Here is an 18,544-nt window from a genome sequence, read left to right as displayed (position 1 = left end):
GCGATCCGGCGAGTTCGTTTCCGCTCGCACCCTCGTTCGACGGGATTCGCGGTCGATTGGCGCGCTGCGCGGCGCATTTACTGGCAATGGAGCGACGCCCCCCTTACGCTGGCGGCTTCCACGCCCGCCTTCGAGTCTCCGGCGGCGCGTCAAGATCTTTGGGGAGTCCTGCTGATGGCTGCGACCTCGCCTTCATCGCGTCGCGGGTTTCTGGGGGCGACATTCGGCGCGGCTGGCGCTGCCGGGCTGGGGTGGTCGCGGCAGGGGGCTGCTCACGACGCCCGGAACGAATCCGGACTGCCGCAGGCGAAAATCACGCGCGTCGAGACCTTTCTGCTGCGGACGCAGCTCAAGCGCGCCTTCGGCGTGTCGGTCTCGGTTCCCCTCGACAAAACGCGCTCGACCCTGCTGGTCAAAATCGAGACGGATACCGGGCTCGTCGGCTGGGGAGAAACGGCTTCGGTGAGCGGTACGAAAGGGGCCATCGACGACAACCTGGCGCCGAAGCTGATCGGGCAGAACCCCCTCGAACATCGCAAGCTCACGCGAATGCTGTGGGGGGCCAATTTCGGCCAGCCGCTCGCCGTCGGCGGACTCGATATCGCCCTGAACGACCTGCGCGGCAAGATGCTGGAATTGCCCGTCGCCGAACTTTTCGGCGGTCGATTGCGGGACCGCGTCCCGGCCTACGCGTCGGCTATGAATTATGTCGAAGGCGAAGAACCGGAAACGTTGTTTCCTCGCGAGGCCGAGCAGCTTGTCAACGCCGGATTTCGCGCTCTGAAGATGCGACTCGGGCGATACTCGGTCGCGCGCGAGGCTGCCGTCGCCCGTTCCGTCCGCAAGGCGGTCGGTCCCGATGTGCGGCTGATGGTCGACGGCAATGCGGCCTACACGCTCGGCAGCGCGCTGCGGATGGGAGAAGTGCTTCACGAGCTGGAGTTCGACTTCTTCGAAGAGCCGTTGCCGCAGTCGCCAAAGTACGCCGGCTACGAAGAGCTGCGGGCGAAGCTTCCTTTGCCGCTCGCCGGGGGCGAGGGGCTCGATACCCGCGCCTCGGCGCGCGAACTGATCGACCGGGGGACGTTTCACATCATTCAGCCCGATGTCAGCCTCTGCAGCGGCATCGGCGAGGTCCTGTTCATTGCGGAGATGGCGTCCCTTGCCGGAGTCACCTGTCTGCCGCACTGCTGGGGCGGCGCAATCCTCATCGCCGCCACGACGCACCTGGTGTCGTTGCTTCCCGATCCTCACTGGGGCCTGCCGACGGACACGCCCATGGTCGAATACGACCAGTCGGAGAATCCGTGGAGGACGGAGATTGTCGAATCGCCGATTGTCGTTGAGGCGGACGGAGCGATTGCGGTCCCGACCGCGCCCGGACTGGGAATTCAGATTCGCGAGGAGGTCGTGCGCCGGTATGCCGTTTGACGGAACGTCCCGAGTGCGCCGGTTGACCCGAGATTGCGCCGTTCAGAACGAGGCGGCGGGCTGCGCGGGGGCCGGAGTGGCGCCCCCTTTCGCCGGCGGAGCTGAAGGCTTCTTGTTGGAGAGCTTCAGCGTTTCCAGCATCAGCGGAATGCGCTCGTTGAGGCGTGAGTGCTGCAGGTCGGCGTCGCGCGGCAGCACGACCATCAGGATGAGATGGATATCTCCCTCCTGATGCGCAAACAGCTCCACCGTGTAGCGGACGTCGCTGATCAGCATTTCCGGATTGAGGCGCGTCACGTCGTACGGAACCGGCGTGGTGTACTGGGCGGCCCGCGGATAGCTCTCCCGGTCGCCGACGCCGTCCGGGTCGGTGATCACCGTGCCGAACGTCGCGGCGATCAATCGACGGGTATCCCGGGTGAAGAGGGGGGCCAGCTCAGTCTGTCCCGTCACGAACATCCAGTAGTTCGAGAGGGCGTAAATGTAGCCCGGACGCTTCTCGGGCTTCCCGTCCACCAGCGTGTCGATCGGCGCCTGCCAGGCGGCGGCGAGTCCCGGCAGCGTGACGTTCACGTAGTTGGGCTGGCGGGGATCGAACGGCTCTTCATCCGGAGTCGTTCCGTCTTCACGCTTCGCCGGCGGCTTCGGTTTGGGAAGGGCGGCGAATTGCAGCGGCAGGCGGATTTCTTCGATCGGAGTTTCGCGCACCGGCGCCGCCAGGTTGGAATTCATCTTTTCCTGGTAGGCGAAATACTTCGCCGTTTCGGCGAGACGCGCGTTGTACTCTTCGTAGCCGCAGCCGACGGCCAGGGACACTACCAGGCTCAGACCGGCCCAACGCCAGACGTGACCGGACTTCGTCATTGGAAGATCCATTCGCAGTCGCTCGAAGTTAGAAGGATGGGCGGCCGCTGCCGGAATGCCGCGCTGCACTGGACGACGGAACCTGAACGTCAATTCTGGAGAACTGAAGACATTCCGTCAAACCGCAGATCCCCGTTCCAGCGCGAAAATCGGCGGGTTTTCCCAGACTTCGCGTCCCCGCAATTCAGCATTCCGGTCATTTCCGAACTGCTCATCCGGGGGGCGGCGCCTGTCGGCGCGGACTCTTTGTCCGGGAATCGTCCAGCCAGCGTTCCAGTTCCGCAGGGTTGCCGAGCTGCCTCTCCAGCAAATCCACGTGCCGGTCCCAGTCCTCCTTCGGCGCGGCGTCGGAGGACTCTGCGGCGACTTCGGCGGCCAGTTCGTCCACGTTGAACTCGCCGAATTCCTGCTGCCAGTCGTCGACGGCGCGTCTGGGATCGACCGCCGGCGCCGGTGCCGGGTTGCTGCCCGCGCGGGGGCGGCGGTCGAGCTGATGCAGCCAGACCTCGCTGTCGACCGCCTTGCCGCTGCGTCTCAGCACCGCCTTCTGCAGCCGATGATCGCTCGAAACGACCACGAGCTGGCGCGGCGACGGGTGCCGACGGATCAGTTCTTCGATCATTTCGTCGGCGTCGCCGCTGTCCGGGGCAAACAGCACCGTGATCTGCTGATGCCGCTGGTGAGGATTCGCATCCGGCGGAGGCTCGCGAGCGTCAAACACCACCGTACAACGAGTTTGCTCTTCCGGACTGAGTTTCTCGGAGATCCTGGCCAGCAACCGCGTGCGCTGCCGACCCAGGTCGCCGACGCCATATTTCAGCCGGGCCAGCCCCGCGGCATGCAGCAAGTTATAGCCGTCGAGAATGAGGAAGGGCGTCGCGATGGGAACCTCCTTCCTTCAGAGAATCGGGTATGGAGGACTTTGGTGGTCGTCCTTTTGTCAGTGGTCAGTGGTCAGTGGTCAGTGGATGGTGGATGGCTTTTCTCTGGCACTCTGCAGTTGGCTCACTCAGCTCGCCCGGTAGCGGATTTCGCCTCCGACCAGCACGGTCTGAGCCCGTCCGCGGACCTGCCAGCCGCCGAACGGCGTATTTCGGCTGCGGGAACGGAAGCGACTCGGGTCGATCGTCCAGGCGTGATCCGGATGGATGATGGTCACGTCCGCCTCGGCGCCGGGGGCCAGTGTACCACGCTCGATTCCCAGAATCCGGGCCGGGCCGGTCGTCAGGCGAGCGATGAACTGCAGCCACGTCAGGTGCCCCGGTTCGACCAGCGCCCGGATGCAGATCGGCAGCAGCGTCTCCAGTCCGACGATGCCGAAGGGGACCTGGTCGAGCTCGCGGTCCTTCTTCTCGGCGGCGAACGGCTGATGATCGGCGGAAATCGCGTCGATCGTGCCATCCTGCAGCCCGGCGATCAGCGCCTCGATGTGCTCGGCGCTGCGGAGCGGCGGGTCGACTTTGTACTGCGAACTGTACGAACTGAGCGATTCGTCGGTCAGCGTCAGATGATGCGGCGTGACATCGGCCGTCACCCGTAACCCCGCCTGTCTGGCCCGGCGGATCTGTTCGACAGCGTGACGCGTGCTGATGCACATCAAGTGGACGCGCCCGCCGGTCAGTTCGGCCAGGGCGATGTCGCGACCGACCAGGATCGCCTCGGCCGCCGCCGGCATGCCGCGCAGGCCGAGCAGCGTTGAGTGCAGTCCCTCGTGCATGACGCCGCCCGCCGTCAGCGTCGGGTCCTGCGGATGCGAAAAGACCGGACAGCGGAACATTCGCGAGTATTCGAGCGCCCGCCGCATGATCTCTGCACTGGCGATCGGCGTTTTGGCGTCGGTAAAGGCGACGGCGCCGCTGCGGGCGAGCTGGCCGAGGTCGGCCAGTTCCTGTCCGGCGTGGTCGCGCGTCACGGCCCCGAGGGGATAGACCCGGCACTGCCGGGCGCGAGCCGCCTGCAGCACGACGTATTCGGCCGCCGCCGCGTTGTCGACGGGAGGATGTGTATCCGGCATTGCGCCGATGCTCGTGAAGCCCCCCGCCAGGGCCGCTGCGGTTGCCGTCGCCGTGGTTTCGTCTTCTTCGAACCCCGGGTCGCGAATGCCGACGTGGGTATCGATCAACCCCGGACAGACGATCTGCCGCGTGCAATCGAGCACTTCGTCCGCGTGGCCCGCATATGTGCCGACTTCTGCGATTCGACCGTCGAGGATCAGAACGTCGGTCACGGCGTCGAGTTGGCGGGCGGGATCGATCACGCGGCCGTTCTTGAGCAGCAGGGAGCTCATGCCGGACCCCCTTTCCCGCGCGTCGCGGCTTCGTGAGTCAGAGCCAGGCAGGCCATCCGGACGAACAGTCCGTTCGTCACCTGATCCAGAATGACGCTGTTCGGCCCGTCGGCGACGTCGGGCGTCAGTTCCACTCCGCGATTGATCGGCCCCGGCGCCAGGATCAGCAGGTCGTCTTTTCCGCGGCGGACGCGGTCGCCGTTCATCCCGAAGAAGTGGGCGTATTCGTAGATCGAAGGAAAGAACGCACTGCGCTGGCGCTCGGCCTGAATCCGCAGCAGGTTGATGCAGTCCAGCTCCGGCAGAATCGCATCGAGGTCGTCGCTGATTTCGACGCCCATCGCTTCGACCCGCGGAGGAATCAGCGTCGCCGGCCCGCAGACGATCACGCGGGCGCCGAGCTTCTTGAGACCCCAGATGTTGGACCGGGCGACGCGGCTGTGGAGGATGTCGCCGACGAGAGCCACCGTCAGCCCCTCCAGGGAGCCGCGATGCTGCCGGATCGTAAAGAGATCCAGCAGTCCCTGCGTGGGATGTTCGTGGGTCCCGTCGCCGGCGTTGATGACCGAGGCCCGCAGGTTCCGGGAGAGGACGTGCGGAGCGCCGGAGGTGCTGTGGCGGACGACCATTGTCGAGACGCCCATCGCCTCAATGTTGCGGGCGGTGTCAATGAATGTTTCGCCCTTGCTGAGGCTGCTGCCGGCAGCAGCGAAGTCGACCGTGTCGGCCCCCAGCCGCTTCGCCGCCAGGCTGAAACTGGTTTTCGTACGCGTCGAGGGTTCGAAAAACAGGTTGCCGACGGTGATTCCTTTCAGGATTGAAAGGCGAGTTTCTCCCTCGGTCGAGAGCTGCTTGAACTCCGCGGCCCGATCGAGAATGCAGGTGATTTCCGTCGCGGAAAGTTCCTGCAGGCCCAGGACATGCGGCCGGGACCAGGAGGCCGGAGAGTCGGAATCGGCAGGCATGACAACCAGTGCCCGGCAGGAGAGATTGAATTCTCCTGCGAATGCTACCGATGAAGGCGACGAGGTTCAATCGCCCGCGGCGCGGGAATCGGCCTGGGGACGTCCCGCGGCGTCCGCGGACATACTTCTCAATCTTCATGCGTCGCGGTAGGATTCCTCAATCCACGGATCATTCAGGCGGGCAAGCGGTTCGGAAGGGAGCAGTTGCGAATGGCGGCGAGCAATCCATTCGGCGCGGAGGGCGTTCTCAAGACCTCTGCCGGCGAGTACAAGATCTTTCGGCTTCCGAAGCTGGCCGATGCCGGCCTTCCGGGAATCGATACGCTCCCGTACTCGATCCGCGTCCTGCTCGAAGCCTGCCTGCGGAACGTCGACGAATTTATCGTCACGACCGAGCACGTGCGACAGGTGGCGGGCTGGAACGCCGCCGCCCCGGCCCAGGTTGAAATCCCCTTCATGCCGGGTCGGGTGGTCCTGCAGGACTTCACCGGCGTCCCCGCCGTCGTCGACCTCGCGGCGCTCCGCAGCGCCATGGTCCGCCTGGGGGGCGATCCGAAGAAAATCAATCCGCTGGTTCAGTGCGATCTGGTCATCGATCACTCCGTGCAGGTCGACAGCTTCGGTTCGGCCGATTCGTACCAGAAGAACATCGACCTGGAATTCACCCGGAACCTCGAGCGATACCAGCTCCTGCGCTGGGCTCAGGATGCCTTCACCAACTTCCGCGTCGTGCCGCCGGCGACGGGAATCGTCCACCAGGTCAACCTGGAATACCTCGCCAAGGGAGTGCTGACCCGCGACGGCGTCGCCTATCCGGACAGCCTCGTTGGAACCGACAGCCACACCACCATGATCAACGGCCTGGGGGTCGTAGGCTGGGGCGTGGGGGGCATCGAAGCCGAAGCCGTCATGCTCGGTCAGCCGATTTACATGCTGCTGCCGGAAGTCGTCGGCTTCAAGCTGACCGGCCGGCTTCCCGAAGGGGCCACCGCCACCGACCTGGTGCTGACCGTCACGCAGATGCTGCGCCAGCACGGCGTGGTCGGCAAATTTGTCGAATTCTACGGCCCGGGCCTGTCGACGATGTCGCTGCCGGACCGGGCGACGATCGCCAACATGGCCCCGGAATACGGGGCGACCGTCGGCTTCTTCCCCGTCGACGACGAGACTCTGCGGTTCATGCGGCGAACCGGACGGACCGCCGCCGAAGTGGAACTGGTCGAGAAATACTACAAAGAGCAGGGGCTGTTCCGGACGGACGACTCTCCCGAACCCCGGTTTACGAGCACGCTCGGACTGGACATGTCGACCGTCGAGCCGTCGCTGGCCGGCCCCAAGCGTCCCCAGGATCGCATCGCACTCGCCGGGATGAAAGCGCAGTGGCGCCAGGATCTCAGCAGCACCTTCGGGAAGTCCTCGCCCGGCAACGGGTCGACGCCGGTCTCCATGACATCGGAAGGAGGACCGACGGACGAACCGGTCACTCCGGATCCCGGCGAAGACGGCGTGCCGGTCGAGTACGCCGGCAAAGAGTTTTCGCTCAAGCATGGCGCGGTGGTGATCGCTGCGATCACGAGCTGCACGAACACCAGCAATCCTTCGGTCCTCGTGTGTGCCGGGCTGGTGGCGCGCAACGCCGCGGCGAAAGGCTTGACCGCCAAGCCCTGGGTGAAGACGAGCCTGGCCCCCGGCAGCCGCGTGGTGACGGAATACCTGGACAAGTCGGGCCTGTCGGCCTCGCTGGACAAGCTGGGCTTTCAGACCGTCGGCTACGGGTGCACGACCTGCATCGGCAACAGCGGTCCGCTTCCCGAAGAGATTTCCCACGGCATCCGCGAAGGCAACCTCGTCGCCGCGGCAGTCCTGTCCGGCAACCGGAACTTCGAAGGCCGGATCAACCCGGACGTGCGTGCCAACTATCTGGCCAGCCCGCCTCTCGTAGTGGCCTACGCGATTGCCGGCACCACCGACATCGACCTGACCACCGAGCCGCTGGGCAAGGGCAGCGACGGGAACGACGTCTATCTCAAAGACATCTGGCCGACGTCGCAGGAGATTGAAAGTACGATTGCCAAGTCGATCGTGCCGGAGATGTTCACGACGCAGTACGGTCACGCCACCCAGGGGCCGGTGGAATGGCAGAAAATCACCGGCGCGACCGGCGATCTGTACCAGTGGGACGACGCCAGCACCTACGTGCATGAGCCGCCGTTCTTTCAGAACATGCCCGAGAAGCCTCAGCCGATCCGTTCGATCTCGGGCGCTCGCTGCCTCCTTTCGCTGGGTGACTCGGTGACGACCGACCACATCAGCCCGGCGGGGGCGATCAAGGCCTCGGCTCCGGCCGGGACCTATCTGCAGGAGCACGGCGTCAGGCCGCTCGACTTCAACAGCTACGGCGCCCGCCGCGGCGACGACCGGGTGATGACCCGCGGCACATTCGCCAACATCCGCATCAAAAACCTGCTCGTGCCGGGGGTCGAAGGGGGCGTTTCGAAATTCCTCCCGACCGGCGAGCAGATGTCGGTTTACGACGCCGCCATGAAGTACAAGGCCGTCGGCACGCCGCTGGTGGTTCTGGCAGGCAGCGAGTACGGCACCGGGTCTTCTCGCGACTGGGCTGCGAAGGGGACGTACCTGCTGGGGGTCAAAGCCGTGATCGCGGTCTCGTTCGAACGGATCCACCGCTCGAACCTGGTCGGCATGGGCGTGCTGCCGCTGCAGTTCCGCGCGGGTGAGAACCGCGAATCGCTGGGGCTGGACGGCACCGAGACCTTCGAAATCCTGCTCGACGATACCCTCAAGCCGCTGCAGGCCATCGAGGTGTCGGGGACCAAACCCGACGGCACCCCGGTCCACTTCGTCGCCACCTGCCGGATCGATACGCCGGTGGAAGTCGAGTACTACCGTAACGGCGGCATTCTGCACACGGTGCTCCGCCAGCTCAGCAAGTCCTGAGTCCCGGCGTCACTTTGTGGTGATTCCTGAGGCCCCCGGTCATCGTCGTGACCGGGGGCTTTCGTTCGTCGGGAGAGGGAAATGGGAATTGCCAGACGCATGTTTGTCGCCGTCCGCGTCCCCCCCCTCCCGCGACTGCATCACGTAGCCGAAGAGCTCCGCGGAATGGGCACGGCGCTGCGCGTCGTCCCGTCGAAGAACTGGCACCTGACTCTGAAGTTTCTGGGAGACACGACCACTGAGCAGGCCGACCGGGTCGTTGAACTGCTGGGGCAGATTGCTGCCGCAACCCGGCCAGTCTCTCTGCGGATTGCGGGAACCGGCGTCTTTCCCCATCCCCGCCGACCAAAAGTCGTCTGGGCCGGCGTCGAGCCTCGCGACGCGCTGGACGGTCTCGTCGCCGAGCTGGAGACCGGCTGCGATTTGCTCGGTTTTGCCCGCGAAACCAGAACCTGGCAGCCCCATCTGACGCTGGCTTATGTGAAGCACCGCCCGCCCGATGAACTCGACACGCTGCTGCAGCGCACGGCGATGACGCATTTTGGAGAGATCGAGGTCCGCGAACTGGAACTTGTCGAATCAACTCTGACACCGGACGGACCGGTCTACACCACCATTGCCAGCGCCATGCTGCAGCTCTCGTAGGGCCGGTTCCACCCACCGCCCGGCATGTGCTCTTGTGTTTGGTGTTTGGAACTTGGTGTTTGGAACTTGGTGTTTGGAACTTGGAGCTTTGCATCCACATTGCCAAGCCCGTCTCAATCCCGCCCAAGCTGATAGATCGCCAGAATCACGTCTTCGACCGTCTTGAACTTCTGCTTCGTGCCCGCAACCGCGTCGATTTTCTGGCGAGCTTCCGGAGCCGTATACCCCAGGCTGATCAGCGCCTCGAAGGCATCGCTCAGAACTGTCCGTTCGGAAGAGGGGGCCGATGGAAAATCGCGGGCGATCATCAGGGCGAACTTCGCCATCTTCCGGCGGAGCTTGGCCACGATCCGTTCGGCCATCGCGGGGCCGATGCCCGGCAGCAGGCTCAGTTCCTTGATATTCTGTTCCTCGATCGCTTCCGCGATCTCCCGCACGGGACGGACCATCGCCCGCAGCGTCTTCTTGACCCCCATGCCGTCCACGGACCCGATCGCGTCGAAAAACTCCACCTCCGCATCGGAGAGAAATCCGATCATCCGGGGGGTCAGCCGCCCCTGCTGCGGATTCCCCTCGATGTACTCGATGGTCCGCAGAGTGACGGTCGAACCGACTTCGCCCTGCAAGTGCCGACGGACGAACTCGGGAACGTAAACTTCGTAGACGAACGGCCCCGCCGCCACCCACGCCTCAGTCTCGTTCAACCGCTCCAGCTTCCCCGTGATCCGCGTGATCAACCCAGAACTCCCCGCTTAGCGGCCGACTACCGGTTGATGCCCACGTAGAAGCTGAAGAGCTGGGTGTTGTCGAAGTCACCCTTGAGAATCGGCACGCTCCAGTCGAGGGCGATCGGCACCGGACCCATCATCGGAACCATGATTCGCAAGCCGCCGCCGACCGACAGCCGGAAGTCATCCAGGGTCACCTGGTCGCTGACCGTGCCGAAGTCCGTGAAGCCCACGACGCGGATCATTTCGTTGGCCGTGACGGGAATTGAGTATTCCGCCCCTCCCAGCGCCATCCAGGTGCCGCCGGTCCGAATGCCGTCCTCAGTCGGGCTCACGCCGCGGAAGGCGAAACCCCGGAAATTCTGGAAACCGCCTGCATAGAACCGTTCGAAGACCGGCGTGCTGGATTCCGTCCAGCCCAGGTCGCCCCGCAGGGTCAGCACGTGCTTGCCGTAGCCGTCTGGCCGTTGATACGTCGTAAAGTATTGTCGGCCTTCCGCTTCCACCCGGAAGTAGTTGAATTCGGCGAAGGCCTGCTCCAGGGAGAACTCCATGTAGTGACCGGCGGACGGCATCATCGCCGCGTCGCGGGTATCGTGGATCAGCGAGCCGCGAACCGTCGACAGGAAGTTGTCGCCGTAGACGTCTCTCAGATCCTGCGGCGAGAACGTCGGAATATTGCTGATCTGCACGTCTTCGAGCCGGACGGACAACGAAGCCGACAGGTCCCGCGTCAGTTGCTTGCCAACCCGGACGCGTCCGCCCAGCCGCTGTTCGGTCCAGTACTCGTAGAACCGCTGGAAGTAGAAACCGCTGACCCCCAGGTTGTAGTCGGTGTCCAGGAAGTACGGATCCTGCCAGTCCACCATGTAACGGCTGACCTGGGTGCCGGGCAGAGCCTCGATGCGGAACTTCTGGCCGGCGCCCCGCCAAGCCGTTCCGTTCCAGACGTCGTCCCAGCTCGTCGGCGGACGCAGAATGTCGAAGTTGTCTTCGCTGAGGACAATGTTGCCGACGACGCCGGCGTTGCTGTTGACCCCCACGCCAAACATCAGCCGCCCCGTCCGCGCCTCCGTCAGATAGGCGTCAATGTCCACGAAGTCGGGCGGCGCGGGCTGTACCCAGTCGTCCGGGCCGGGATTCCGCAGCGCGTCGCTGAGGGGATTCCCCTGCGGGCTGTTGTCGTTGATGAAGTCCTGAGGTTCCGGCAGCGGACCGCGGCTCTGTCCGCGGGCGACGAACGGCAGGATGTCGTTGCTTCCCGCAGCCGGAGCGTTAAATAACCGACCCGTGACCGGCTCGACGCCAGTCGCGCCATGTCGCACTTCTTCTTCTTCTTCTTCTTCTTCTTCTTCGACCGGCGGACCGGCCTTGTAGTCGTCCGCGTCGACCAGCGGCTTGGCGGTGGTATGTCCGCCGACCCGCACCTGCGTGAATGGGCCGCTCTGGCCGCGAGCGAGTTTCAGATCGGTGTCCGAGATCCAGTCGGGCTCATTGACCGGTCGGATTTCGAGTCGCACGCCGTTTTCGGGGCCGTGGTCAAAGTATCCCGAACCCTCGATTCGCGTCTTGGACTGGCGAATGAGATTCGGATCGGCCAGATCGCCGGGATGCAGCCGCATGATGTTTCGCACGAGGTGCGTGCGGGTGTGCGGATGGTCCCCCTGCATGTGCACGCGAATCTCCCGCAGGCGGGTCGGATTCGCTTCATCAATGCGAAACTCCAGGTCGACCTGGCCCGGCTCGGTCAGATAGATCGGAACGGCGTCGACCTTCGCAAACAGCCGGCCCTGCTCGCCGTAGCGGCCAAGCATTTTCTGAACGTCGATATTGATCTTGCGGGCGCTGAAGAACTCGCCGTTGGAGATGGTGAGATCGCTCCGCAGAGTCGGCTCGGGAATCACATCGTTCCCGTTGAATTCGACCTTGCGAATCTTGTAGCGGGGGCCTTCGTCGATGTCGTACTGAATCTGCACTTTGGACTTGTCGTCGGTGAAGGCGAGCTTGTGCTCAATCTGTACGTCGAAGTAGCCCAGGGAGTAGTAGTAGGCTTTGATCGCGCCGACGTCGTCGGTCACGGTGGTCGGGTCGTACTTGCCGCCAAACAGCCAGAGGATCTGGGGCTTGGTGGTCAGCTTGGTTCGCAGCAACTGACTGTTGAAGGATTCGTTGCCGCGGAATTTGAAACCGGAGACGGCAACCTTCGGACCTTCGGTGATCAGAAAAACGACATCCCGGTCTTCCGCTTCGCCCCCGCATTCCAGGTCGACGATCGCGAAGACGTAACCCTTCTCGTGGTAGAACTTCTCAATTCGACGGGCGCACTCTTTATTGGCTGCGGGATCAAAGGGGCTGCCGGGCTTCAGGTTGGTGATCCCCTCGAACTTCTCCTTCTTGACCTTCTTATTTCCTTTGAACTCGACGTGCTTCACGATCGGACGTTCGAGAACTTTGAAGGTCAGCACCAGGCCGTCATCGGTCTGTTTCAGAATCGGTTCGACGCGAGCAAACCACCGCAGTCGCACGAGAGCGTCGACGTCGTCCTGAATCAGCTTCTGGCTGGCCGGGCGGCCCGGACGCAGGCGGATCTGCCGGGCGATGTCCTCGCTGGAGATCGTCGAATTCCCTTCGATCTTCACTTCCGCCAGCAAGCCCTCCGGCTCATTGGCGGACTGATCGGCTTCCGCCAGTTCCGACGGTTGTGAGCGTTCCCGGAAGTCCTCGGGAGGAGCGGAGAAGGCTGGGCCGCCATTCGCGGCGAACGCGAACAGGCAGAGCAGGGGCGCCGCCCAGGCCGAAAAGTTCGGCGGGCGCACCAGGTTCTGGCTGTGCGAAGCGTCGCAGGCGGAGTGCGTCATGCAGTCCACTTTCACGGGGCGGGCATCCATGCTCGCCAGGGACAAGGCGTGAAGACGGGAGTCCGAGCCGCGCTGCCGGAGCAGGTTGGCGACGGGGCGGGTACAGATATGCGATTCGTAATCCCCGAACAAGACGAAAACCGCCGGGCAATTCGAGAAAACTGTTTCCCGGAGACGTTTTCCGACATTTCACGCCGGCCGGATACGTCGGGCGCGGCCGGCTCTGCAATTGTTGCCCCTGAGCCCTCCCGGTAAGATTCGCGCCCGAACGATCAGGCCCCCAATTCTTTGGTGACGAAAGCGCATCGCAATGGAAGTTCGCGTCGGGCTCGGACACGATCGCCATCGGCTCTGTCCGGGCCGACCGCTGATTCTCGGGGGCGTGCGAATCGAGCACGAACTGGGACTGGACGGACACAGCGACGCCGACGTGCTGCTCCATGCCGTGACCGACGCGCTGCTCGGTGCGCTGGGCCTGGGGGACATCGGGGAATGGTTTCCCAATACCGATCCCCGCTGGCAGGGGGCGGACTCCGTGATCTTTGTTCAGGCAGCCACGCGGGAGGTCCGCAGCCGCGGCTGGGAGATTGGAAATCTGGACTGCACCCTCCACGCTGAGCGTCCGAAGCTCTCGCCGCTGAAGCCGGCCATCCGTTCCCGGCTGGCGGAACTGCTGGAGATCGCCGAGGACCGGATTAACGTGAAGGCGAAGACCGGCGAGCGCGTCGGTCCCATCGGTCGCCAGGAAGCGATCGACGCCGACGCGATCGTGCTGCTGACCCGGTCGTGAGTCTGGCTGAGCCGGACCCGGCGAAAACAATCGAAATCCGAAGCACGAAATCCGAAAGAAATCTCGAGCACTAAAGCTCAAAACCGGGGAAAGCATCGCGCTGTCGACCGCTTCGAAGTGCTTTGTCGCAGGCTCGTCTGCCGCCGCCGCATGGCGTCAAACGACGTCTCAGCTCGCTCGAACGCCTTCATTTCGACATTCCGCCTTCGTCATTCGACATTCTCTGCTTCGTCTTCTCTACGGCCTCTATTCCCTCTGCGTTTCTGAGAGAAATTTTACGTCTTCAGCCGCCGCTATTTGACGGCCGGCGCGCGCGACCGCAGGGCCTCCAGAACGGCCTCGTCGAGCTGACGCAGTCCCTCGTCCGGCTTGAGGTCGTATAACCCGACCTTGTAGTGGGTGATGTGTCCCGTTCCGTCGACGACGATCCAGAGGGGCAGGGCGGCGCCCAGGCTGCGCGGATCTCCGAGCAGCTCCAGCAGCGTGCCGTCGTCGACCGCGATGTCATAACTCAAGTTCATGAATTCCTTCAGTTTGCGGGCGGATCGCTTTGCGGCGGCGGCTTTGTCCCCTTTGATATCGACGGCGACGCCGACCACCCGGACGCCCCGCTTCTTTTGCTGGTGGGACAGGAAGTCGAGATAACCGACCTGGCCGTACGGTTCCAGCAACTGGTCTCCGTTGTACTCCCAGAGCTGCAGCACGACGACTTTGCCTTTCAGCTCGTCAGCCGGCAGCGTCTTGCCCGAGAGCAGCGCCAGATCGGACCAGCGGACTTCCTGTCCGACGAACTTCTTCTCAAGCCCGGCGAGCCCCTCCTGCTTCCGCCCCTGCTGCTGCACGTCGCGGGTGATCGTTTCCACGAGCCGGGACCAGACCGTTCCGCTGGCCGCCTGTTGCAACGCGGGGAGCTGTTCCCGGACTTTCCCGAGCTGATCGGGAAGGAGCTCGGTGTTCCGCGGATCCGGCTTTCTGGCAAGCGACGTTTGAAGCGCCACGAGCTGCAGTCCCGCAGCCCGGCTGCCGGACAGCGAATCCCCCGTCAGAACCTGCTCTCCGGTCAGTTCCAGACGCAACTGAAATTCTTCGCCGCGACCCATGAAGACCCGTTGTTCGGCCGTGACAATCACTCCCGAACCGGCATCGACGTTGAGCGACTGGTGCCGGCCGTTCGCCGAAGCGACCTCGATCGGCCAGCAGTCGCGCCCCTGCAGCTTTCGCTGCCGGCCGACGACATATTCCAGTTGGCCGTCCGTCCAGTTTTCATCAGTTTTCAGTCGCTCCGGGAACTCGAACACGGGCCGCCGGACCGGGATCGCGTTCGGCGTTCCTTCGTGCGTGTGAAGGATCTGGATCGCGGCCTGAGAACCCGACTGGCTGAGCGGCAGGTTGCCGAAGCGCTCGGGCCACGCCCAACCGCCGCCGCCGCCCCGCTCATCAACCTGGTAAAGAAGCGACTGGTTGCCCGCTTCGCCGATGACGAGTCCGATGACCTGGAATGACTTCATAGGCGCACTTTTGTCTCGTTCGACTTTCGTCAAGGTCCCGGAATACGAGAGCTGGGCGCCATCGGGAAGCGCGGCCGCCAGGAGTGTTTGCCATCCGACAATGATCGCGAAGACCGCGTGCATGGTGCGTCGTCCATCAGAATCTGGGCCAGTGTGGCGGCTGTCGCGACCCGCGGGGGCCGACAGCGCCGTTCGCAGCAATGGTCAGAGTCTGACTGACCGCCTCAAAACCCACAAGTCCGCCTTGATGCGACTTTCAGACGCCGGCGGCTGATCGCTTCGAGCGCGTCTCCGCATCGCAATCGACAAACTCGCTACAGCCGTATCAAGTCATCCGGTTCCGCTGATCGCAGTTCTGGCCAGGGAATCGCAGAAAACCACTTTGCAGATTTCGCCGGACTCTCGCCCGAACGGGTTTGCGTCCGACCTCTACAGGGTGGGGTTGGTCGGACGGAACCAAGACCTGACCCGTCATCCTCTTCACCGACCTCTCGGACAAACGATCATGCCTACCGACTGGCTGGGCGGAAATAATCCGTCGGTTCTGCTGACCTGCCTGCTCACGGTCGGCATTGCCACGGCGGTCATGTATGTCAGCGCGGAACTGGGCGGGAGGACCCGACGGCTGGCGTCGGAGACCGACGCCAGTCCCGGCGTTGCCGAACGGAACTCGCAGAAGTCTCCCCACGAACAGGCGGCCTGAATCGGGTTTTCCGGTCCTCCGGCAATTCCGACTCGTCGGTGTTCTCGTCAAAGCAGAGTGTCGGCGGACCCCGGGACCCCTCGGACGCAGATCCTCCGTCGCGCTTTTTACCACGACGGGCATTCGATTCATGAACGGCGATGATCGTTCGTCCGATCTGGTGCATTCGGAGCTTGGTGATCCGGAACTCTTCGCCGAGGTGGTTGAGACGTTTCTGCGCGAACTTCCGGAGCGACTGAATCAACTGGATCGCGTTCTGAAATCTGCGGATTTCCAGCAACTGGCGCAATTCGCACATCAATTGAAGGGGGCTGGCGGGGGTTACGGCTACCCGGGCCTCACGCAACTGGCTGCAAGGATCGAGGCGGAAGCCGGGCGGCCTCTGCCGTCTCCCGTGGTTCTGGCCGAACTGGTCGAGTCTCTTCGTCACTATCAGGCGCGCATGCGCGCCTGATGACGAATTCGCTGTCGCTCCCTGATTTCCGCACCGCCCCGGCAAATTCATGCCTTGCAAACCGTACCCACGTGCGAGAGCATAGGGAGCGACTTTCTGAACCGTGGAAGACTGGCGGTTCGGCGAGCCCTGTTCAGAGCCTTTCTACACGTCTGTCTTCAGACTGCGGGCTTCCGAGACCGCGAGGAGTTCGAGCGATGCGTTGGCTGCAGCGAGCGGCGTTGGCGACGGTCCTGGTCGGGAGCGGATATGCTCTGGGGGCGTGGCAGATTGGCCGCCCCGGAGAACTGGCCGCACAGGACAACCAGGTCTCGGAACTCTCGGATGAGACCAAAAAGAAAATCGTGGGCGTCCAGGAAGCGCTGGCCGCGGCCGCGCAGGCCCTGAAAGACGAAAATCGGCTCGTGCCCGCCACCAAGTCGGTGAATGCCTACGCCATCCTCTGCGGTGGTTTGAATGTCGTGGACGATCTGGAATCGGGGCGCGGGGTCGATCCCGAAACATTTGCGGCGCTCTACGCGGGCGACGCAAACGACGAACTGAAGGAGTTCCTGGCGTTTGATCCGGAGGGGCGTCTGACCTACAAGAGTAAAGTCGTGCGGATTTATCCGATTTCGCGACTGCAGAAGCTGCAGGCTCTGCGCCTGGTTCTGACGGGCGTCGTGGCGCCCACGGCGAAGACCGACAACCAGTAGCTGCAGAGCTCCGCGTCGCTCCTGGGTTCTGGTGCGGGGCCGCGGATCGTTTCACCGGTACTGCGGATCGCGATGGTCAGACGCGAGCGGCGCGCCGACAACGCGATCACGCTGTGCCCATCCTTCCAGCCAGATTGCGTCGGCTGGGAGCGTGACGGCAATCGTTCCGCCGGGAAGGTGCGTGGCGGCAGACAGGTAGCAGAGGGACATGCCTCTGACGGCAATCCGAAGCGGATGTCGACTCAATTCGACGTCAACGGCGGCGGGATAGCGCCGCGCAGTTCCTTCCCGACGCTGGGGAATTCCCTGCGACCAGAGGTGTGCCGCCCAGGCGGACCAGGTCTCGCCAAAAGCGGTTCCGGAAACGGCTTCGACGAGCTGCGTTCCCCGTTCCGGTCCACGCAGCAGTCGCGCCAGCCGCTCTTCAGGTGACCGCCTGACAAGCCATTCCAGAAAGAGGTAGCCTGCGCCGCGACTGCCGGGATCGCGCCAGAGTCCGGAACGAGTCGAACTGGCGACGACCAGGGGACTCTGTTCCGGATGCCGCAGGAATTCATCAATGCGGTCTGCGAGATTCGAGTCCTGACCCGAGAGTTGAACCTCAATGACGTGGGCCAGTGCCTCGTTCAGCCAGTCTTCATCAGGAACCGCGGTCGGATCGAGACCGATGCCGCGTCGTGTGAACGCGATCAAATGTCCGTACTCGTGAGCCAGAACGGCGAAAAGTTGCGCCCGATCGGGGACTTCCGGATTCAGAAAAATCACATCCGCCGCGTTGCCGACGGATCGCGGGGCGAAGTCCTGGAAATCCTCCCAGCGGACGCAGCCATCCAGACGCCCTCCACGACCGCCGAATTCTGAGAGTCGGGACGTCAGTACGATGCTCAGCTTGCCGTCGGCGTCGACATCGCGGCACTGGCCGCCGAGGGCGTCGCTGCCAGTGACAACCGCGCCGGCCAGCTCGCAGACGGTTTCGAGAAATCCGTCAAAAGAAGCCTCCAGAGTCGTCCCGCGTTCGACATAGACTCGAATGTGCGGATTCTCCGCCAGCAGATCCGATTCCAGCAGCTCCTCGGCAGCGAGCGAACTGCGGCTGCCAGCCTTCGGGAACGAGAAACGTCGGGTCAACCGGAACGGCCGATCTTCGTTGGAACGGACCGACGTCGGCAGGGGGGCGCCACGGCCGACTTGCGCGATGACCGTTGTGAAATCTTCCGGCTCTCGCTGCGAGGACGGGAAGTCTTCGGTCACGCAGTCACTCGTCAAACTTGAGTGCACCTCCGTCTGGGCCGCGAAACGGGGGGTGACGCGCGTTCCTCGCCCCTCAAGCACGACCTCATACGTGGCGGCAGGGTCGCCCACGCAAAGGAAGAAGAGCGCGGTTCCGGGATCGGCAAACGATTCCTGGGCGTACTCCCGATATTGCGGGGCATTGGCGTTCGAAATCCCATGCGGGAACGGACGCGATTCCCGGGGCAGTGGCCGGAGCGGAAGCGTCGCCTCTACGGACGGCTGACGGGCCAGTGTCTGCCAGACCAGCATTGCGACGACGACTGCCAGCGCCGCGAACCGAGGAGAATGTGCAGACCGCATGAGGTTCCGCCCCTCCGCCGGTGGCCAAATCGGGAGAACGCATGGCCGAGCGTGCAGACCATTCC

15 protein-coding genes are annotated in these 18,544 nt (G+C 63.8%); 7 read left to right on the top strand and 8 right to left on the bottom strand.

Translation table 11 applies throughout. From position 1 onward, the window contains the following. Positions 1–174 precede the first annotated feature (174 nt). A complete protein-coding gene (locus SH412_RS14795) occupies positions 175–1,431 on the top strand; it encodes a mandelate racemase/muconate lactonizing enzyme family protein (RefSeq protein WP_336518783.1) in 1,257 nt (418 codons plus the stop codon). 42 nt (positions 1,432–1,473) lie between these two features. On the opposite strand, the gene SH412_RS14790 is transcribed toward SH412_RS14795, so the two are convergent. From SH412_RS14790 to SH412_RS14775, 4 genes are all read right to left on the bottom strand, one after another. After that, the gene (locus tag SH412_RS14790; protein ID WP_336518782.1) at positions 1,474–2,295 is read right to left on the bottom strand and encodes a hypothetical protein; all 822 of its coding nucleotides are present in this window, start codon (positions 2,293–2,295) and stop codon (positions 1,474–1,476) included. Positions 2,296–2,506: 211 nt separating this feature from the next. Beyond that, the gene (locus SH412_RS14785; RefSeq protein ID WP_336524164.1) at positions 2,507–3,160 is read right to left on the bottom strand and encodes an NYN domain-containing protein; all 654 of its coding nucleotides are present in this window, start codon (positions 3,158–3,160) and stop codon (positions 2,507–2,509) included. 144 nt (positions 3,161–3,304) lie between these two features. After that, positions 3,305–4,582, bottom strand: a complete 1,278-nt coding sequence (locus SH412_RS14780) for a dihydroorotase (protein WP_336518781.1) — start codon at positions 4,580–4,582, stop codon at positions 3,305–3,307. Beyond that, the gene (locus tag SH412_RS14775) at positions 4,579–5,547 is read right to left on the bottom strand and encodes an aspartate carbamoyltransferase catalytic subunit (RefSeq protein WP_336518780.1); all 969 of its coding nucleotides are present in this window, start codon (positions 5,545–5,547) and stop codon (positions 4,579–4,581) included. The genes SH412_RS14780 and SH412_RS14775 overlap by 4 nt, the downstream gene beginning before the upstream one ends. Positions 5,548–5,757: 210 nt before the next feature. Between SH412_RS14775 and acnA the strand changes: the two genes are divergently transcribed. Both acnA and thpR read left to right on the top strand, forming a co-directional pair. Beyond that, positions 5,758–8,505, top strand: a complete 2,748-nt coding sequence (acnA, locus tag SH412_RS14770) for an aconitate hydratase AcnA (RefSeq protein ID WP_336518779.1) — start codon at positions 5,758–5,760, stop codon at positions 8,503–8,505. Between the two features lie 81 nt (positions 8,506–8,586). After that, positions 8,587–9,150: an RNA 2',3'-cyclic phosphodiesterase gene (thpR, locus tag SH412_RS14765; protein ID WP_336518778.1), complete on the top strand. Its 564-nt coding sequence runs from the start codon at positions 8,587–8,589 to the stop codon at positions 9,148–9,150. Positions 9,151–9,263: 113 nt separating this feature from the next. Here the strand turns inward: thpR and ruvA are convergent, their stop codons facing one another. Together ruvA and SH412_RS14755 are read right to left on the bottom strand one after the other, a co-directional pair. After that, the gene (gene ruvA / locus SH412_RS14760) at positions 9,264–9,887 is read right to left on the bottom strand and encodes a Holliday junction branch migration protein RuvA (RefSeq protein WP_336518777.1); all 624 of its coding nucleotides are present in this window, start codon (positions 9,885–9,887) and stop codon (positions 9,264–9,266) included. 26 nt (positions 9,888–9,913) lie between these two features. Further along, positions 9,914–12,736: a BamA/OMP85 family outer membrane protein gene (locus SH412_RS14755; RefSeq protein WP_336518776.1), complete on the bottom strand. Its 2,823-nt coding sequence runs from the start codon at positions 12,734–12,736 to the stop codon at positions 9,914–9,916. A gap of 310 nt (positions 12,737–13,046) precedes the next feature. On the opposite strand from SH412_RS14755, the gene ispF reads away from it, so the two are divergent. Beyond that, the gene (gene ispF / locus SH412_RS14750; protein WP_336518775.1) at positions 13,047–13,526 is read left to right on the top strand and encodes a 2-C-methyl-D-erythritol 2,4-cyclodiphosphate synthase; all 480 of its coding nucleotides are present in this window, start codon (positions 13,047–13,049) and stop codon (positions 13,524–13,526) included. Between the two features lie 293 nt (positions 13,527–13,819). On the opposite strand, the gene SH412_RS14745 is transcribed toward ispF, so the two are convergent. Continuing rightward, entirely contained in the window at positions 13,820–15,034 is a 1,215-nt protein-coding gene (locus SH412_RS14745; RefSeq protein ID WP_336518774.1) for a hypothetical protein, read from the bottom strand. 505 nt (positions 15,035–15,539) lie between these two features. Here SH412_RS14745 and SH412_RS14740 point away from each other — a divergent pair. From SH412_RS14740 to SH412_RS14730, 3 genes are all read left to right on the top strand, one after another. Next, positions 15,540–15,737 carry a hypothetical protein gene (locus SH412_RS14740; RefSeq protein ID WP_336518773.1) on the top strand — a complete coding sequence of 66 codons (198 nt, stop codon included), beginning with the start codon at positions 15,540–15,542 and terminating at the stop codon, positions 15,735–15,737. A 130-nt stretch (positions 15,738–15,867) separates the two neighbouring features. Continuing rightward, positions 15,868–16,191 carry an Hpt domain-containing protein gene (locus SH412_RS14735; protein ID WP_336518772.1) on the top strand — a complete coding sequence of 108 codons (324 nt, stop codon included), beginning with the start codon at positions 15,868–15,870 and terminating at the stop codon, positions 16,189–16,191. A gap of 197 nt (positions 16,192–16,388) precedes the next feature. Beyond that, positions 16,389–16,886, top strand: a complete 498-nt coding sequence (locus tag SH412_RS14730; protein WP_336518771.1) for a hypothetical protein — start codon at positions 16,389–16,391, stop codon at positions 16,884–16,886. 51 nt (positions 16,887–16,937) lie between these two features. On the opposite strand, the gene SH412_RS14725 is transcribed toward SH412_RS14730, so the two are convergent. After that, positions 16,938–18,479 (bottom strand): hypothetical protein, encoded by a 1,542-nt coding sequence (locus SH412_RS14725; RefSeq protein ID WP_336518770.1) that lies wholly within the window; start codon positions 18,477–18,479, stop codon positions 16,938–16,940. Between the last annotated feature and the right edge of the window lie 65 nt (positions 18,480–18,544).

The sequence above is a fragment of the Planctellipticum variicoloris genome (assembly GCF_030622045.1).
GTDB lineage: Bacteria > Planctomycetota > Planctomycetia > Planctomycetales > Planctomycetaceae > Planctellipticum > Planctellipticum variicoloris.
Note: the sequence above shows the minus strand (reverse complement) of the source record. Positions and strands in the feature narration are given on the sequence as shown.

What these genes read in the sequence shown, in the direction of transcription:
- acnA (WP_336518779.1), top strand. Translation starts at nt 5,758, where the DNA reads ATGGCGGCGAGCAATCCATTCGGCGCGGAGGGCGTTCTCAAGACCTCT.
- SH412_RS14740 (WP_336518773.1), top strand. Translation starts at nt 15,540, where the DNA reads ATGCCTACCGACTGGCTGGGCGGAAATAATCCGTCGGTTCTGCTGACC.
- SH412_RS14780 (WP_336518781.1), bottom strand. Translation starts at nt 4,582, where the DNA reads ATGAGCTCCCTGCTGCTCAAGAACGGCCGCGTGATCGATCCCGCCCGC.
- thpR (WP_336518778.1), top strand. Translation starts at nt 8,587, where the DNA reads ATGGGAATTGCCAGACGCATGTTTGTCGCCGTCCGCGTCCCCCCCCTC.
- SH412_RS14790 (WP_336518782.1), bottom strand. Translation starts at nt 2,295, where the DNA reads ATGACGAAGTCCGGTCACGTCTGGCGTTGGGCCGGTCTGAGCCTGGTA.
- SH412_RS14775 (WP_336518780.1), bottom strand. Translation starts at nt 5,547, where the DNA reads ATGCCTGCCGATTCCGACTCTCCGGCCTCCTGGTCCCGGCCGCATGTC.
- SH412_RS14795 (WP_336518783.1), top strand. Translation starts at nt 175, where the DNA reads ATGGCTGCGACCTCGCCTTCATCGCGTCGCGGGTTTCTGGGGGCGACA.
- ispF (WP_336518775.1), top strand. Translation starts at nt 13,047, where the DNA reads ATGGAAGTTCGCGTCGGGCTCGGACACGATCGCCATCGGCTCTGTCCG.
- SH412_RS14725 (WP_336518770.1), bottom strand. Translation starts at nt 18,479, where the DNA reads ATGCGGTCTGCACATTCTCCTCGGTTCGCGGCGCTGGCAGTCGTCGTC.
- SH412_RS14755 (WP_336518776.1), bottom strand. Translation starts at nt 12,736, where the DNA reads ATGACGCACTCCGCCTGCGACGCTTCGCACAGCCAGAACCTGGTGCGC.
- SH412_RS14730 (WP_336518771.1), top strand. Translation starts at nt 16,389, where the DNA reads ATGCGTTGGCTGCAGCGAGCGGCGTTGGCGACGGTCCTGGTCGGGAGC.
- SH412_RS14745 (WP_336518774.1), bottom strand. Translation starts at nt 15,034, where the DNA reads ATGAAGTCATTCCAGGTCATCGGACTCGTCATCGGCGAAGCGGGCAAC.
- SH412_RS14735 (WP_336518772.1), top strand. Translation starts at nt 15,868, where the DNA reads ATGAACGGCGATGATCGTTCGTCCGATCTGGTGCATTCGGAGCTTGGT.